This window comes from Serratia oryzae, assembly GCF_001976145.1.
GTDB lineage: Bacteria > Pseudomonadota > Gammaproteobacteria > Enterobacterales > Enterobacteriaceae > Chania > Chania oryzae.
Genome location: NZ_MOXD01000002.1, coordinates 519,612 through 531,756, shown reverse-complemented (window position 1 = coordinate 531,756; position 12,145 = coordinate 519,612). Strand labels below are relative to the sequence as shown.

At 48.9% G+C, this 12,145-nt stretch carries 14 protein-coding genes; 5 read left to right on the top strand and 9 right to left on the bottom strand.

All coding sequences use genetic code 11. The features are described 5' to 3' along the window. Nucleotides 1-56: 56 nt before the first annotated feature. Together BMI79_RS05705 and BMI79_RS05700 are read right to left on the bottom strand one after the other, a co-directional pair. On the bottom strand, nucleotides 57-404 hold the full coding sequence (locus tag BMI79_RS05705) for an antibiotic biosynthesis monooxygenase family protein (protein WP_076941168.1): 348 nt from the start codon (nucleotides 402-404) through the stop codon (nucleotides 57-59). A gap of 2 nt (nucleotides 405-406) precedes the next feature. Then, on the bottom strand, nucleotides 407-1,360 hold the full coding sequence (locus tag BMI79_RS05700; protein WP_076941167.1) for a cytochrome P450 family protein: 954 nt from the start codon (nucleotides 1,358-1,360) through the stop codon (nucleotides 407-409). A 78-nt stretch (nucleotides 1,361-1,438) separates the two neighbouring features. Here BMI79_RS05700 and BMI79_RS05695 point away from each other — a divergent pair, with 78 nt between their 5' ends. Together BMI79_RS05695 and BMI79_RS05690 are read left to right on the top strand one after the other, a co-directional pair. Next, entirely contained in the window at nucleotides 1,439-2,122 is a 684-nt protein-coding gene (locus tag BMI79_RS05695; RefSeq protein ID WP_076941166.1) for an ArsR/SmtB family transcription factor, read from the top strand. Nucleotides 2,123-2,198: 76 nt separating this feature from the next. Further along, complete coding sequence (locus BMI79_RS05690) at nucleotides 2,199-2,903, top strand: glutathione S-transferase N-terminal domain-containing protein (protein WP_076941165.1); 705 nt, start codon at nucleotides 2,199-2,201, stop codon at nucleotides 2,901-2,903. 205 nt (nucleotides 2,904-3,108) lie between these two features. Here the strand turns inward: BMI79_RS05690 and BMI79_RS05685 are convergent, their stop codons facing one another. Further along, the gene (locus BMI79_RS05685) at nucleotides 3,109-4,197 is read right to left on the bottom strand and encodes an acyltransferase family protein (RefSeq protein ID WP_083704373.1); all 1,089 of its coding nucleotides are present in this window, start codon (nucleotides 4,195-4,197) and stop codon (nucleotides 3,109-3,111) included. A gap of 692 nt (nucleotides 4,198-4,889) precedes the next feature. On the opposite strand from BMI79_RS05685, the gene BMI79_RS05680 reads away from it, so the two are divergent. After that, nucleotides 4,890-5,348: a helix-turn-helix domain-containing protein gene (locus tag BMI79_RS05680; RefSeq protein ID WP_076941164.1), complete on the top strand. Its 459-nt coding sequence runs from the start codon at nucleotides 4,890-4,892 to the stop codon at nucleotides 5,346-5,348. 70 nt (nucleotides 5,349-5,418) lie between these two features. Here BMI79_RS05680 and BMI79_RS05675 read toward each other — a convergent pair whose 3' ends face one another. The 4 genes from BMI79_RS05675 to BMI79_RS05660 all read right to left on the bottom strand — a co-directional run bounded on the left by BMI79_RS05675 (nucleotide 5,419) and on the right by BMI79_RS05660 (nucleotide 7,479). Then, entirely contained in the window at nucleotides 5,419-5,667 is a 249-nt protein-coding gene (locus BMI79_RS05675) for a YdgH/BhsA/McbA-like domain containing protein (protein ID WP_076941163.1), read from the bottom strand. A 63-nt stretch (nucleotides 5,668-5,730) separates the two neighbouring features. Continuing rightward, nucleotides 5,731-6,006 carry a pentapeptide MXKDX repeat protein gene (locus BMI79_RS05670; protein ID WP_076941162.1) on the bottom strand — a complete coding sequence of 92 codons (276 nt, stop codon included), beginning with the start codon at nucleotides 6,004-6,006 and terminating at the stop codon, nucleotides 5,731-5,733. A 62-nt stretch (nucleotides 6,007-6,068) separates the two neighbouring features. Further along, complete coding sequence (locus BMI79_RS05665; protein ID WP_076941161.1) at nucleotides 6,069-6,857, bottom strand: molybdopterin-dependent oxidoreductase; 789 nt, start codon at nucleotides 6,855-6,857, stop codon at nucleotides 6,069-6,071. Between the two features lie 10 nt (nucleotides 6,858-6,867). Then, complete coding sequence (locus tag BMI79_RS05660) at nucleotides 6,868-7,479, bottom strand: cytochrome b/b6 domain-containing protein (RefSeq protein ID WP_076941160.1); 612 nt, start codon at nucleotides 7,477-7,479, stop codon at nucleotides 6,868-6,870. Nucleotides 7,480-7,629: 150 nt separating this feature from the next. Between BMI79_RS05660 and BMI79_RS05655 the strand changes: the two genes are divergently transcribed. Then, nucleotides 7,630-8,343, top strand: a complete 714-nt coding sequence (locus BMI79_RS05655; RefSeq protein WP_076941159.1) for a response regulator transcription factor — start codon at nucleotides 7,630-7,632, stop codon at nucleotides 8,341-8,343. Between the two features lie 3 nt (nucleotides 8,344-8,346). Continuing rightward, a complete protein-coding gene (locus BMI79_RS05650; RefSeq protein ID WP_076941158.1) occupies nucleotides 8,347-9,813 on the top strand; it encodes a HAMP domain-containing sensor histidine kinase in 1,467 nt (488 codons plus the stop codon). 121 nt (nucleotides 9,814-9,934) lie between these two features. On the opposite strand, the gene BMI79_RS05645 is transcribed toward BMI79_RS05650, so the two are convergent. Further along, nucleotides 9,935-10,573: a helix-turn-helix transcriptional regulator gene (locus BMI79_RS05645; RefSeq protein WP_076941157.1), complete on the bottom strand. Its 639-nt coding sequence runs from the start codon at nucleotides 10,571-10,573 to the stop codon at nucleotides 9,935-9,937. Between the two features lie 188 nt (nucleotides 10,574-10,761). Next, nucleotides 10,762-11,562 carry a winged helix-turn-helix domain-containing protein gene (locus BMI79_RS05640; protein WP_076941156.1) on the bottom strand — a complete coding sequence of 267 codons (801 nt, stop codon included), beginning with the start codon at nucleotides 11,560-11,562 and terminating at the stop codon, nucleotides 10,762-10,764. Between the last annotated feature and the right edge of the window lie 583 nt (nucleotides 11,563-12,145).

Sequence of the window (12,145 nt, the reverse complement as noted above, 5' to 3'; positions counted from 1 at the left end):
GACTGCTTTTAATAACTTTTGGTGAGGGCTACCTTCAAGCTCGCCCCAGACGACTTCTACATCTGATGAAAATTCTGGCTATCTGCCGGTGCCTGTTCGCGCGGCTCAAGCCCATAATCACGCACCACATCAGCTACCCGCAGCCGATAGTATTCCAGCACATCGTGCCGCCCGCGCGCCTGCGCCCTGCGGTGTTGTTCAAGATTACGCCACTGCTGCACCGCCGCTTCATCGCGCCAGAAGGATAACGACAGCAATTTTTGTGGATCGCTCAGGCTCTGAAAGCGCTCGATAGAAATAAATCCGTCGATCTCCGCCAACAGCGGTTTCAGCTCTGCCGCCAGATCAAGGTAGGTTTCCCGCTGCCCTTCGGCAGCCCGTAATTCAAAAATAACCGCGATCATCATCACTCCTCAGCAGTAAAAAATTCCGGCACCCGCGCATTCTGCGAAACGCGCCAGCGAAAGTGAGCCAATAATTCTGGCTCAATCTTGAGCGTCAACAAATGGTGAATGCCGCTCAAGGCAATAGCTTGCGCCCATCCGGCTCCAGGGCAGCGGTGGCTGCCATAACCGAAGGCAAAACTTTCCCCTTCGGTCTGCAACGATATCAGCACCGCCTGCCCGATGGTTAACGGCTCCCCACCCAGTTCGGTAGCGCGCAACGCAAAACGGCGGGTGGAATAGATCGGCGGCGTATGCTGTAGCACGCTAGAAATGCCTTCTTCTGCTGCTATATGCCGCTCCTGCATCAATAACAGCGTTTGCCCTAATAATCCGGCGGTGCCCTCACAGGCCTGGAAAAACAGCCCGATAGCGTTGGCGATCGCCACCGTACGATCGCCAATGTGTTGGCACAGGCGAATGAACAACGGGCCATCGGCAGCCTGCAGCCATTCATGTAATTTCCCGGCGGCAATGGCACCGCTCGCCATCTGCTGTTCGCTGCCGCCAGGGGCAATGCAGCGCACAAAATCCAATACATTATCTACCAGCACGGTGCGTTCCTGATAAGCCACCCCCAGCAGTTCTGCCAATACGCCAATCGGTAACGCGTAACTGAACCGGGTGAGTTGTTCGGCGGTTAACATGCCGGGAGCCAATGATTGCGCCACACGGGTTGCTAGCTGGTAGATTTCATTATCGCTGAACGACGCTAAAGCCGAGCTGATTGCCGCCTTAAGTTCAGGGTGCCCGGCGTCATCCCGCATACGTACCAATGCGGCAAACAAGGGCTGTGCCGGGGTTGCCAGTAACAGCGTTGGCACGGGTTCATGCGGTGGCCGCACACCAAGATCGGCATGGGTTAAGGCTGCGCGCACCGCTTGCGGCGTCGCAACGGAAAAGGGGCAGAGCGCCATAGGTATACCTTCAGGTTAAACAAAAGAATCAGCATTGTGGCGTTAGACGAACGATTACACTTCGTTTATGCTCGAAATATGAATGATACCGATATTGAAGATCGCCTAACGGCACTGACTGCTGCCATCGCCGACCGCACCAGAGCGCGCATGCTGTGCCTGTTGATGGATGGCCGAGCCTATACGGCCACAGAGCTTAGCGCAGCGGTGGATGTGGCCGCCTCAACCGCCAGCAGCCATCTGGCGCGCCTGCAGGAACAACGTTTGATCGCCTGTGTAAAGCAAGGGCGCTACCGTTTTTATCGGCTGGCTAGTCAAGCTGTGGCCGAGGTGCTGGAAACCTTAATGGCACTGGCGGGCGTTGAACAGCCAGTGGTGAAAAGCACCACGCCAACCTCGCTGCGCTTTGCTCGCACCTGTTACGATCATATGGCGGGCGAAGTCGCTGTTCTGTTGCATAACCGCCTGTTTGAGCTGGCATGGTTGAACGGCGACAACGACTATCAGCTCAGCAACCAAGGGCAAGAGGCATTGGCGCAGTTGGGCATTAACTGTTCACCGGCCTCTTCCCGACGGCGTTTTGCCTGCGGTTGCCTAGACTGGAGCGAACGCAAAGCCCATCTTGGCGGCGCGCTCGGTGCCGCACTGCTAGCGGCGTTTGAAAAACGTGGCTGGGTTCAGCGCCAGTTAGACAGCCGCGCCTTGCAACTTACTGCCGCGGGTAAAAAGGCGTTGAACGCACATTTTGGCATATCCTTTTAGCAGGTTAACAGGCTAGGTTTACTGCCACATTCATAGGATAGTCTGTTGACGAATCCGTAAAGTCTGAGGAGTGACCATGTTCGATCAAACTCAATTCCCGATCACCCAACGCTGGCCCGCTAAGCATCCCGAGCGCTTGCAGCTCTATTCTCTGCCAACGCCAAACGGGGTGAAAGTCTCCATCATGCTGGAGGAGATCGGCTTACCTTATGAAGCGCATCTGGTTGATATCGGTAAAAACGAAACCTGGACGCCAGAGTTTCTGGCGCTGAATCCAAACGGTAAAATCCCGGCGATCCTCGATCCACACGGCCCAGATGGCAAACCCTTGGCGCTGTTCGAATCGGGCGCGATCCTGCTGTATCTGGCAGAAAAAAGTGGCCAATTCCTGCCGAAAGATGCGGCGCTGCGTTATGAAACGATCCAGTGGGTCTTCTTCCAAATGGCCGCGGTTGGCCCGATGTTCGGTCAGCTCGGCTTTTTCCACAAATTCGCCGGACGCGAGTACGAAGACAAACGACCATTGAAGCGCTATCAACAAGAGTCAAAACGCCTGCTCGGCGTGTTGGAAAACCGGTTGGCAGGGCGTGGCTGGATCATGGGTGCCGATTACACTATTGCCGATATTTCACTGCTGGGTTGGGTACGCAATCTGATTGGTTTCTACGACGCACGGGAACTGGTGGAGTTCGACAGCTTCCCGCTGGTCGGCCAATGGTTGGAACGCGGATTAGCCAGGCCAGCAGTGCAGCACGGAGTGAATATTCCTGCCAAGAGTTAATCCATTCAATGCGAGCAGTGCATATTTAAACCACCGCTCGCAACTTAATAACAGTTGATGGTTTGAATCTTGCTAGCATTATTTCAGAGCCAACTTACCTATATATGAAGATCTATCACCAGCAAATGAGTCTAAAAAGACATAAAAATTAGCAATAGGTTGCTTACAACCTATTGCCAACAGTCATTATGTACGATAGTTAAAGTCATGAATCACTTTTGACAGCTACATTACTTCTCAAATTCGACCATCTATCCGATAACCATACTGAGAAGTTAACGCCTGCCTTGATACATTTCTTTTCAATGACATACCATGATATCAGCCCCATAATTATAGCCAATATCGATGATGATAACTGATTAAAGAGGACTCCTTTATAATCGAAACTTCTAGCAATTACTTGTTGAATTGGCCAAGCCCAAAGATAAACACCGTAAGATATATCAAATGGCGGTTTCAAACGAATGAAGAAAGGCGTTGTTGATATATATAACATACTGATGAAAATAGAAAAGTAAAAAAAATAGAATGAAAACTCTGAAGTTCTGAAGAAGTAAAATAAAATCCAAACACCTAAGAAAGAGTATCGATCTATAAATATCTCATCTTTCCATATAGCTAATATCGCCCCAAAAGCAAAACATGGTGCCAACATAGATATTTCTCGATTATCCGCAGAAATCCATGTAAAAAGAATTTTATTACCAAACAACGGCTCAGCCACTATAATCAAAAAAAGTATACTTGCGAAAATTTTCCTTTTCAAAACACCAAGCATGAATGCAGCCACAAGAATAAGGTAAGCTGACACTTCATAAGGAATAGTCCATAATGAACCATTCACTGCATCACGTTTATTATCAACAAAAACACCCGGTAAAGAGTACTGTATATCCATAAAAATATTTTTATAAATATAGCTATACACTTCCCTGCTCGACAGATAATCTAGAAAACTTAACTCGGTAAGCAACGGGCCTAAAACAAGTGACGAAAAAACCACTGTAACAATTAATGCAGGCCATATTCTGAACAGCCTTGAAATGAAAAACTTAACAACATTCTGATTAGCCATTAAGCTATTGGTAACCACTAACCCACTTAAGAAGAAGAAGATTTTCACAGCTAATGAGCCAGAGTAATCAAAACCAATTATGTGAAGTAAAACATCTTCCTTTCCTTCCTGAGGAGATATGGCATATGCATGCCCATAGATAACCATCAATGCCGCAATCAATCTGAATATATCTAAATTATTATTACCCTTCTTTATAATCTCAGATAGTTTCATTGTTATTAAAATTCCATTAATCACTTAACACTCTATCAACAGACCAAGTTCCAAGTCGCCATGAGAACCCCCTAACACCGCTCAAAACTAAACCATTAGCACGCTACCTAAGAAAACTCTATTGAGGCACAGATATACACAAGACCAGCCTCACTTTCATTGCTATCTTCACTAAATTAACACTATTCGCGGATGCTCAATATTATACCTGTAGCATACCGAGACTAGTGCTCTTAGACCATAACCTGTTGATAGTTAAGTATAAAAAAATAAAAATCACAGTATTGTTCTAACAAGGCCAGACCAGACAAGTCTAGGTTCATGCAAGAAACTACATTATTTATTTCTACGAAAATAGAATATATTTCTGTAAAAATTATATTCCTTTCCAAATTTATGCACAAGTTTCTTTAAAAAAAACCGATAATGAACAAAAAACCAGCATAAGAAAAGCAAAATAAAACAAAAAATAGCATAACAATATGATATTAAAGAGTTTATATAAAACCTCAACAAACGTACATCGTGCTCACCTAATCTCCCTTTTCGTAGTAGAGCATTTTTCGCCACCTGGATGCCCCCAGTTAACGCTTGCGTCACCTGTCACACAGGCCCATTATCAAAGAATAAACTTGGATTATTACTCTTATATTTTGTGACCTGAATGTCGTAACTGCGGGAGAATTTAAACAATGGATCGCGCCAATATCATTCACGACTTGCTGGACTGGATCGAAACACATCTGGATCAACCGCTTCTGCTGGACAACGTGGCGGCAAAATCAGGCTACTCTAAATGGCATCTACAGCGTATGTTCCGCAGCACCACCGGGCATGCGCTTGGCAGCTATATACGCGAGCGCCGTCTGTCACAAGCAGCGCAGGCTTTACGTTCCACCCCTCGATCAATTCTGGATATTGCCCTGCAATTTCATTTTGATTCCCAGCCTTCATTTTCACGGGCATTTAAAAAGCAGTTTGGCAAAACGCCAGCGGTCTATCGCCGCACGCCAGCGCAAGGTATGACAGAAGCATCTCCACAGAGCAGCGCGCAGCAGCCCAATTATCACAACGAATCACCCAACCTGCATCTGTTGTACAACGGTAAGTGTACCGATGGTAAGTGCACCCAGTGGATGGGGCAGCGCTGATAACAAAAGGGACGCAGTCAGACTCCGTCCCGTTTCCTAAATATGCCAGTATTTGAAGGCATAACTCTCCCTATTTATACAGCTCCGCGGTGCCGTAGACATGGTTATTCACCGTAGCCGACGTAATGCGGTAAGCGCTGGCCCCCTGCCGTTGAGCATCGGTGGCAATCATCCGTTCAAAATCACTCAAGGTGCCTGCCTGGCTGGAAATTACACCGATTTTCTGCAATTTTTGCGCGTCGGTACTGCTTACTGGCATAGCGGCCAACGCGGCACTGCTGATACAGGCCAAAACTGCGGCCAGAATAATGTTTTTCATGATAAAACCCTCTCGATAACTGGAAATGACCGGCGACCTTAGCCGCCGGATGTCGGCCTGGATTTACTGGCTCATTGCACCTTTTTTCATTTCATCTTTCTTCATGGCATCCTTACCCATATGATCTTTCTTCATATGATCTTTTTTATCGCAGTCTTTGCCCATACAGTCTTTTTTCATGCTGTCCTTTGCCATATCGTCTTTGGCCATGCCGTCGTGTGACATCTGGCTCATCTCATCTTTCTTCATCCCGTCGTGGCTCATATTGTCTGCCGCATAAGCACCAGTGGCCCCCAACATCAACGCGCTGCACATCATCACTGCGAATAAATTTTTCATGGTATTTCCTTCTGTCATTTAAAAAGCACCTTTCAGTGCATTAGGGTTGTTCAGAGCAGCTGTCAGCTGCCACCAAACCAGTTGTAACCTTGATCTTCCCAGTAGCCGCCCGGAAAGCGATTGGTGACTTCGATCACCTGAATATGTTTCGGATTTTTGTAGCCCAATTTGGTGGGCATACGCAGCTTCATCGGGTAACCGTATTTCCGCGGCAGAATTTGCCCGTCGTAGGTCAACGCCATAATGGTCTGCGGATGCAACGCAGTAGCCATATCGATGCTGGTGTAATAGTCATCAGCACATTTAAAGCTGACATACTTCGCCTGCAGATCGGCCCCGATCGCTTGTAAGAACGCCGCAAACGGCACCCCACTCCATTTACCAATGGCACTCCAGCCTTCAACGCAGATATGGCGTGTTATCTGGCTGATTTGCGTCATCTTGTGCAACTGCGGCAGCGTCCAGGGCTGTTTGTGCAGCACCAGGCCAGCCACTTCCAACTGGTAGTCTTCCCCATCGATCTCTGGAGCTTCATCCTCGGCGTAAAATGCGTTGAATGGGAATGGCCGGGTGATCATCGATTCTGGGTAGACCGGTGCCAGATCCTCGGCATTAAACAGCCAGCCCTGAACCCGATCGTTAAAGCGTGAAATCCGGCTCAGCGCCTGTTCGACGTGGGTGTTATCACTCAGATCGCACCCGGTAAGCATTGCAATGCCCCCCAGAGTCAGCCCGTTGCGCAGAAAACGACGGCGGGATGAAGACTCAAGCTGGCGTGCCAGCAGGCGCTGCGCTTCTTTAATCAGCTCCTGGCCTTCTTGCAGGCTCATCGACTGTTTTTCTGTTTTCATCACCTATTCCTTAGCGCCCACGCAGCATGGCAAGCAGAGTTCGGGGCACTAAGGCCACCATCACCAGATGGATCACCACAAACCCTACCAGCACCGACATGGCAAAGAAGTGGATATAGCGAGCCATCTCATAGCCCCCCAGCAGCACACGCAGCAGCGGAAACTGCACCGACTTCCACATCACCAACCCAGAAAGCACGCTCAGGATGCTTACAACCATCACCAACAGATAAGCCGCACGTTGCACCATGTTGTAATGGCGCAAATCGGCATGCTGTAATTTGCCACGCAGCGCCGCCCACAGATCGATAAAAAATTGGCGCGGGCTGAGTGGCCAGTACTGGCGTTTAAAACGGCCGCTGAACAGGTTAATCAGCAAGTAGCACAGGCCGTTGAGGCCGAACAGCCACATCCCGGCAAAATGCCATTGCAGTGCGCCCCCCAACCAACCTCCTAAAGTGAGCTCATTCATAAAGCGGAAATTAAACAGCGGCGATGCGTTGTAGATCCGCCAACCGCTAGTCACCATAATCAGCATCGCCAACGCATTCAGCCAGTGTGTCAAGCGCAGCCACAGCGGGTGGATAAGGCTGATTTTTTCTGGCGTCATCGACATACTCATGGAGTCTCTCCTGACAGCACCTGTTTCGATGAGCTGAGTATTGGCCAGATGTGTTCCCCAATACCTCACGCAAAGTTAAATAAAATGTGACAACTCTGACGGCGGCGGTTGTGTAAACTTCACTAATAGCCAAAAAACGCGGTGGGAAGCATGGATAAGGCAAAACGTATTTTAATCGTCGAGGACGATGCTGATATCGCTGAACTGTTGCAGTTGCATCTGCGCGATGAGGGTTATGTCATCAGCCACGCCGCCGACGGCAATCTGGGGATGGCGATGCTGGAACAAGGCGGTTGGGACGCCCTGATCCTCGATCTGATGCTGCCGGGGATTGATGGGCTGGAGATCTGCCGCCGCGCGCGCAACATGACGCGTTACACCCCCATCATCATTACCAGCGCGCGCTCCAGCGAAGTTCACCGGGTGCTGGGGTTAGAACTGGGCGCTGACGATTATCTCGCCAAACCTTTCTCTATGCTGGAATTGGTAGCGCGGGTGAAAGCGCTATTCCGCCGCCAGGAGGCGATGACTCGTAACCTGCGCATGGAGGCGGGCACCCTGAGCTTCCACGGGCTGAGCATCGATCCTATCGCCCGCGAGGTGCATCTGAACCAGCAAGCGGTGGAGCTGACCCCGCGTGAATTCGATCTGTTGTACTTTTTCGCCCGCCACCCGGGCAAAGTGTTCTCACGCCTCAGCTTGCTGAATCAGGTGTGGGGATACCAGCACGAAGGCTATGAACACACCGTCAATACGCATATCAACCGGCTGCGAATCAAGATCGAAAGCAACCCGGCGGAACCCGAGCGCATCCTCACCGTATGGGGTATGGGCTATAAATTCGCGGCCACGCCGCAAGAGTGAATAATGAAAAATCTCACGCTCACACAACGTCTGACGCTGGTTTTCGCGCTGTTGCTGCTGATCTGCTGTTCGATCTCCGGCGTGCTGCAGGTACGCAGCAGCACTCAATACAGCCAGGCGGTCATCCAACGGCTTTCTGCTAATCTGGCGCTGCATATTGCCACCAGCAATCCGCTACTAAGCCCCAAAGGCTGGGACGACAGCTCGGTGCATACCCTGTTCGATCGCCTGATGGCGGTCAATCCGAGCGTAGAGGTTTACCTGCTGGATAAGGAGGGCAATATCGTTGGCAATGCCGCTCCGCCCGGGCGGCTAAAACGTCAGAAAGTCGATCTGTCGCCGATTCAGGCACTACTGGATGGGGCAAAAATGCCGATTTATGGCGACGATCCACGTAATCTGCATAGCGGCAAAGTGTTTAGCGTTGCACCGCTGAAGGTTAACGGTGAGATCGAAGGCTACCTGTATGTGGTGCTGCTCGGTGAAGATTACGATGCCTTGGCCAACAGCGCGCAGATGAATTCTGCACTCTATTCGGCGCTATGGTCGATGGGGCTGGTGGTGCTGTTCGGGCTGCTGGCGGGGGCTTTTGCCTTCCGCTGGGTTACACGCCCTATCCGCCACCTCACGCAACAGGTCAGTGAATTGGACAGCGATGGCATTGCGGCCCTACAGGCCTACGCCCATAGCACCCCCGATAACTCTGGTCGTGACGAGGTCAGCCAGTTACGGCAAGCGTTTCGCCGCATGGCGCAGCGGATTGCTGAGCAGTGGCAAACGCTGTCGCAACAGGACCAGCAACGGCGCGAGTTTATCGCCAATATCTCGCACGATCTGCGCACCCCGCTCACTTCACTGCATGGCTATCTGGAAACGCTGTCGGTGAAATCCGCCAGCCTGACGGAAAACGATCGCCAGCGTTACCTGGAGATCGCACTGGCACAGAGCCGCAAAGTAGGCCGTTTGGCTCAGGAGTTGTTCGAACTGGCGCGGCTGGAATATGGGGTAGTCAAACCGCAGAAGGAGCCCTTCTCTCTCAGTGAATTGGTGCAGGATGTGTTTCAGAAATTTGAGCTGGCTGCGGAAGCGCGCCAGCAGCAGTTGCACACCGATATTCAGCCGGGCATCCCGCTGGTGAATGCCGATCTGAGCATGATGGAGCGAGTACTGACCAATCTGCTGGACAACGCTATCCGGCATACGCCGCAAGGCGGTGAAATCATGGTACGCCTATGGGCGCAAGGCAATAAGGTACTGGTACAGGTTAATGATAGCGGGCCAGGGATCCCGCAGGAGTTGCGGGCAGATCTGTTTGTCCGCCCGTCAATTCTAAATAATGCTCGCCGCCATGCCGGGGGTTTAGGCCTGATGATTGTAAGACGCATTCTGCAATTACATGACAGCGATATTACCCTGGTGGAACAGACGCATCTGGGTGCCTGTTTCCGCTTTTCAGTTCCGGTGTACTGAGAGCATTAAGGGCAATTGCAATCATTGGCCTTTATTTACTTGGCAAGTGTTCTGTAAAAATCAACCGCTGGTTTTATTTAATGCTCAAGGTTAGCGGTAAATAGACCACGTAGTATGCCATTCATAAAGGCGTATAGCGGGTACGGAATACCAGAATAAGGCGCATAAAGTCCGCCTGATTTAACTGGAGCTTGCGCATGATATTAAGCTTATGGGTGCTGACCGTTTTATAACTGCGTTGGGTGACTTGAGCAATACGCTGCGGGTCGGCACCACCGGTCATTAACGCCAAAATACGCCATTCGCTGTGCGAAAGTGGCTGTATCGGTTCGCCTAAAGGAAGCTGGCTCTGAATCGATGGGCTGCGATACCCTTGCATATCGCGCGCAGCGCTAATCGCAGTAGGCAGACAATCCAATGCATCGCGCTTGGACACCAAAGATAAGTGCGGTTCCATTGCCAAAATAGCGAGAATGCCAGGATGCGTAATATCGGTGAATATCACAAAGGCAGCCTCAGGCCAGAACACTCTGGCAGTGAGAATAAACTGAATAACGTCATACAGATTTTCGGAGTGGCTGTAGAGTTCCATAATAACGGTTTGCTTCTCATTACTATCCAGCGCCACACCGATCTCTTTCAGGTGTTGAAAGTTAAAAGTACGCGTATAAGCAGGATCAATTAGCGTTTGTAATCCTTTTCTCACCAAAGGAGAAGGATCAAAAAAAATGAAATCGCCTTCATAGATGACTTTACTCATGAAAATTCACCATATAATAACTATAAGAGTATTGGTGCAAACGCAATACACGAAGCTTTTCACTGCCCGAATATAAAGGGACATTTGTTAAACCGCGATGGCTTGGACATTTAATTCTAAGGGTATTTTTTTGGTGGCATAATCCATTCCCCCTGCATGTGTTTCATCCTGAAACCCGATGAACCTTATTACATTAGCGATGAACTTTCACTTTCCAGCCCTGAACATATTTCTACTTTATACTCACGGAAGACCTTACAGCGCAGAAAAAATAGCCTCGAGATGCCAGATATATACGATTTAACCTGATTACTGCGCACCAGCAGGAGATATTCATCCGCGTTGCATTGTACTTTTTGCCGTTCGGCATACGCCAGAACGTCATTACCAAGTTCTGCATCTGTCGAAGGTGACATGAATACCTTACATCCCACAGCCTGACCCAGGTAGGTTTCCTGACGAGAGATGGGAGCAAAGGTGTAAATCACCAGGCCGCTAATCACCACGAATAAGAACACCAACAATCCCCAACCATAATGCGCATACTTGGGAGGCGAAGTTCGCACCGTCGGTAAGGGCGGCGGCGTCTCCACGTAGACCGGTGGTTTGACTAATAGCACATCTTCATCATCGTTAAGCGCTGCGGCCTCATGTTCGCAAACTTCCACCAATATTTCGCGCCGCAGCATAAAACCCACTTTAGGTACGGTCACAATGATATCATCATCAATACCTAATGCTTTGATCACTCTACGTAATTTACTTACGCACTGGTTAAGGTTATTGTTGCTCGAGACCATACCGTAGTCGTCCCATACTTTCTTGAATATCACTTCTCGGCTGACAGCCTCGCCATGGTGAGCAATCAATAACTGCAACAAGCGTTTTGAAGGGTTCGAGATGGGTACTGGGTCATCGGAGAAATCACACAGGCTCAACGCTCCGGTATCAGCGTCGAAAAGAATACGGTCATTAAATCTATATTTCATTCTATCCACGGGTTTTCACTATAAGAACAGCCTAATCCTGGCATCTGTTGTTAATAAAATATTAACTAAAGTGTAAGAAGCTAACTTTCGTAAGTCCTGCTTTACGCATTATTTTCAATATGTTAACACCAAGAAACTCCCATCTTGGCTTCCCCCTCCCTGGAGTAAGAATTTTCTCATAACCCGATGCCAAGGTTATACAAACATGCCGCACATTGATATATTTATATGTTAAACATCTTAAAGTTAGTTTTTTATATTGAAAATAATCAATTTTAAGCCCAAAAAAGATATAAATTACATTTTTCATTAATTTTTAATGTAAAAATAGTGACACTTTAAGCTTAAAAATAAATCTGATCAGAGATAAATGAGAGTAAGCAGTGACTTTTGACGAGGATTTGGCTTTAAAATCAATATGATTTAACGTTTTCTATTCTCAAATGAAAATAAAAACTTTCATTACATCACGTTAAAATCAGCATTTCCATCTGCAGATAAGTGAAAAAATGTTAACAAAGAGAACTTGCCAGCTACCGCCAGCGGGTGCTTTGCTGGCGAACTCGACAAACCGGTAAGTAAT

Bases quoted from the DNA above. Each gene is read 5' to 3' on its own strand.
- BMI79_RS05705 (WP_076941168.1), bottom strand. From the start codon at position 404: ATGATCGCGGTTATTTTTGAATTACGGGCTGCCGAAGGGCAGCGGGAA.
- BMI79_RS05700 (WP_076941167.1), bottom strand. From the start codon at position 1,360: ATGGCGCTCTGCCCCTTTTCCGTTGCGACGCCGCAAGCGGTGCGCGCA.
- BMI79_RS05695 (WP_076941166.1), top strand. From the start codon at position 1,439: ATGAATGATACCGATATTGAAGATCGCCTAACGGCACTGACTGCTGCC.
- BMI79_RS05690 (WP_076941165.1), top strand. From the start codon at position 2,199: ATGTTCGATCAAACTCAATTCCCGATCACCCAACGCTGGCCCGCTAAG.
- BMI79_RS05685 (WP_083704373.1), bottom strand. From the start codon at position 4,197: ATGAAACTATCTGAGATTATAAAGAAGGGTAATAATAATTTAGATATA.
- BMI79_RS05680 (WP_076941164.1), top strand. From the start codon at position 4,890: ATGGATCGCGCCAATATCATTCACGACTTGCTGGACTGGATCGAAACA.
- BMI79_RS05675 (WP_076941163.1), bottom strand. From the start codon at position 5,667: ATGAAAAACATTATTCTGGCCGCAGTTTTGGCCTGTATCAGCAGTGCC.
- BMI79_RS05670 (WP_076941162.1), bottom strand. From the start codon at position 6,006: ATGAAAAATTTATTCGCAGTGATGATGTGCAGCGCGTTGATGTTGGGG.
- BMI79_RS05665 (WP_076941161.1), bottom strand. From the start codon at position 6,857: ATGAAAACAGAAAAACAGTCGATGAGCCTGCAAGAAGGCCAGGAGCTG.
- BMI79_RS05660 (WP_076941160.1), bottom strand. From the start codon at position 7,479: ATGAGTATGTCGATGACGCCAGAAAAAATCAGCCTTATCCACCCGCTG.
- BMI79_RS05655 (WP_076941159.1), top strand. From the start codon at position 7,630: ATGGATAAGGCAAAACGTATTTTAATCGTCGAGGACGATGCTGATATC.
- BMI79_RS05650 (WP_076941158.1), top strand. From the start codon at position 8,347: ATGAAAAATCTCACGCTCACACAACGTCTGACGCTGGTTTTCGCGCTG.
- BMI79_RS05645 (WP_076941157.1), bottom strand. From the start codon at position 10,573: ATGAGTAAAGTCATCTATGAAGGCGATTTCATTTTTTTTGATCCTTCT.
- BMI79_RS05640 (WP_076941156.1), bottom strand. From the start codon at position 11,562: ATGAAATATAGATTTAATGACCGTATTCTTTTCGACGCTGATACCGGA.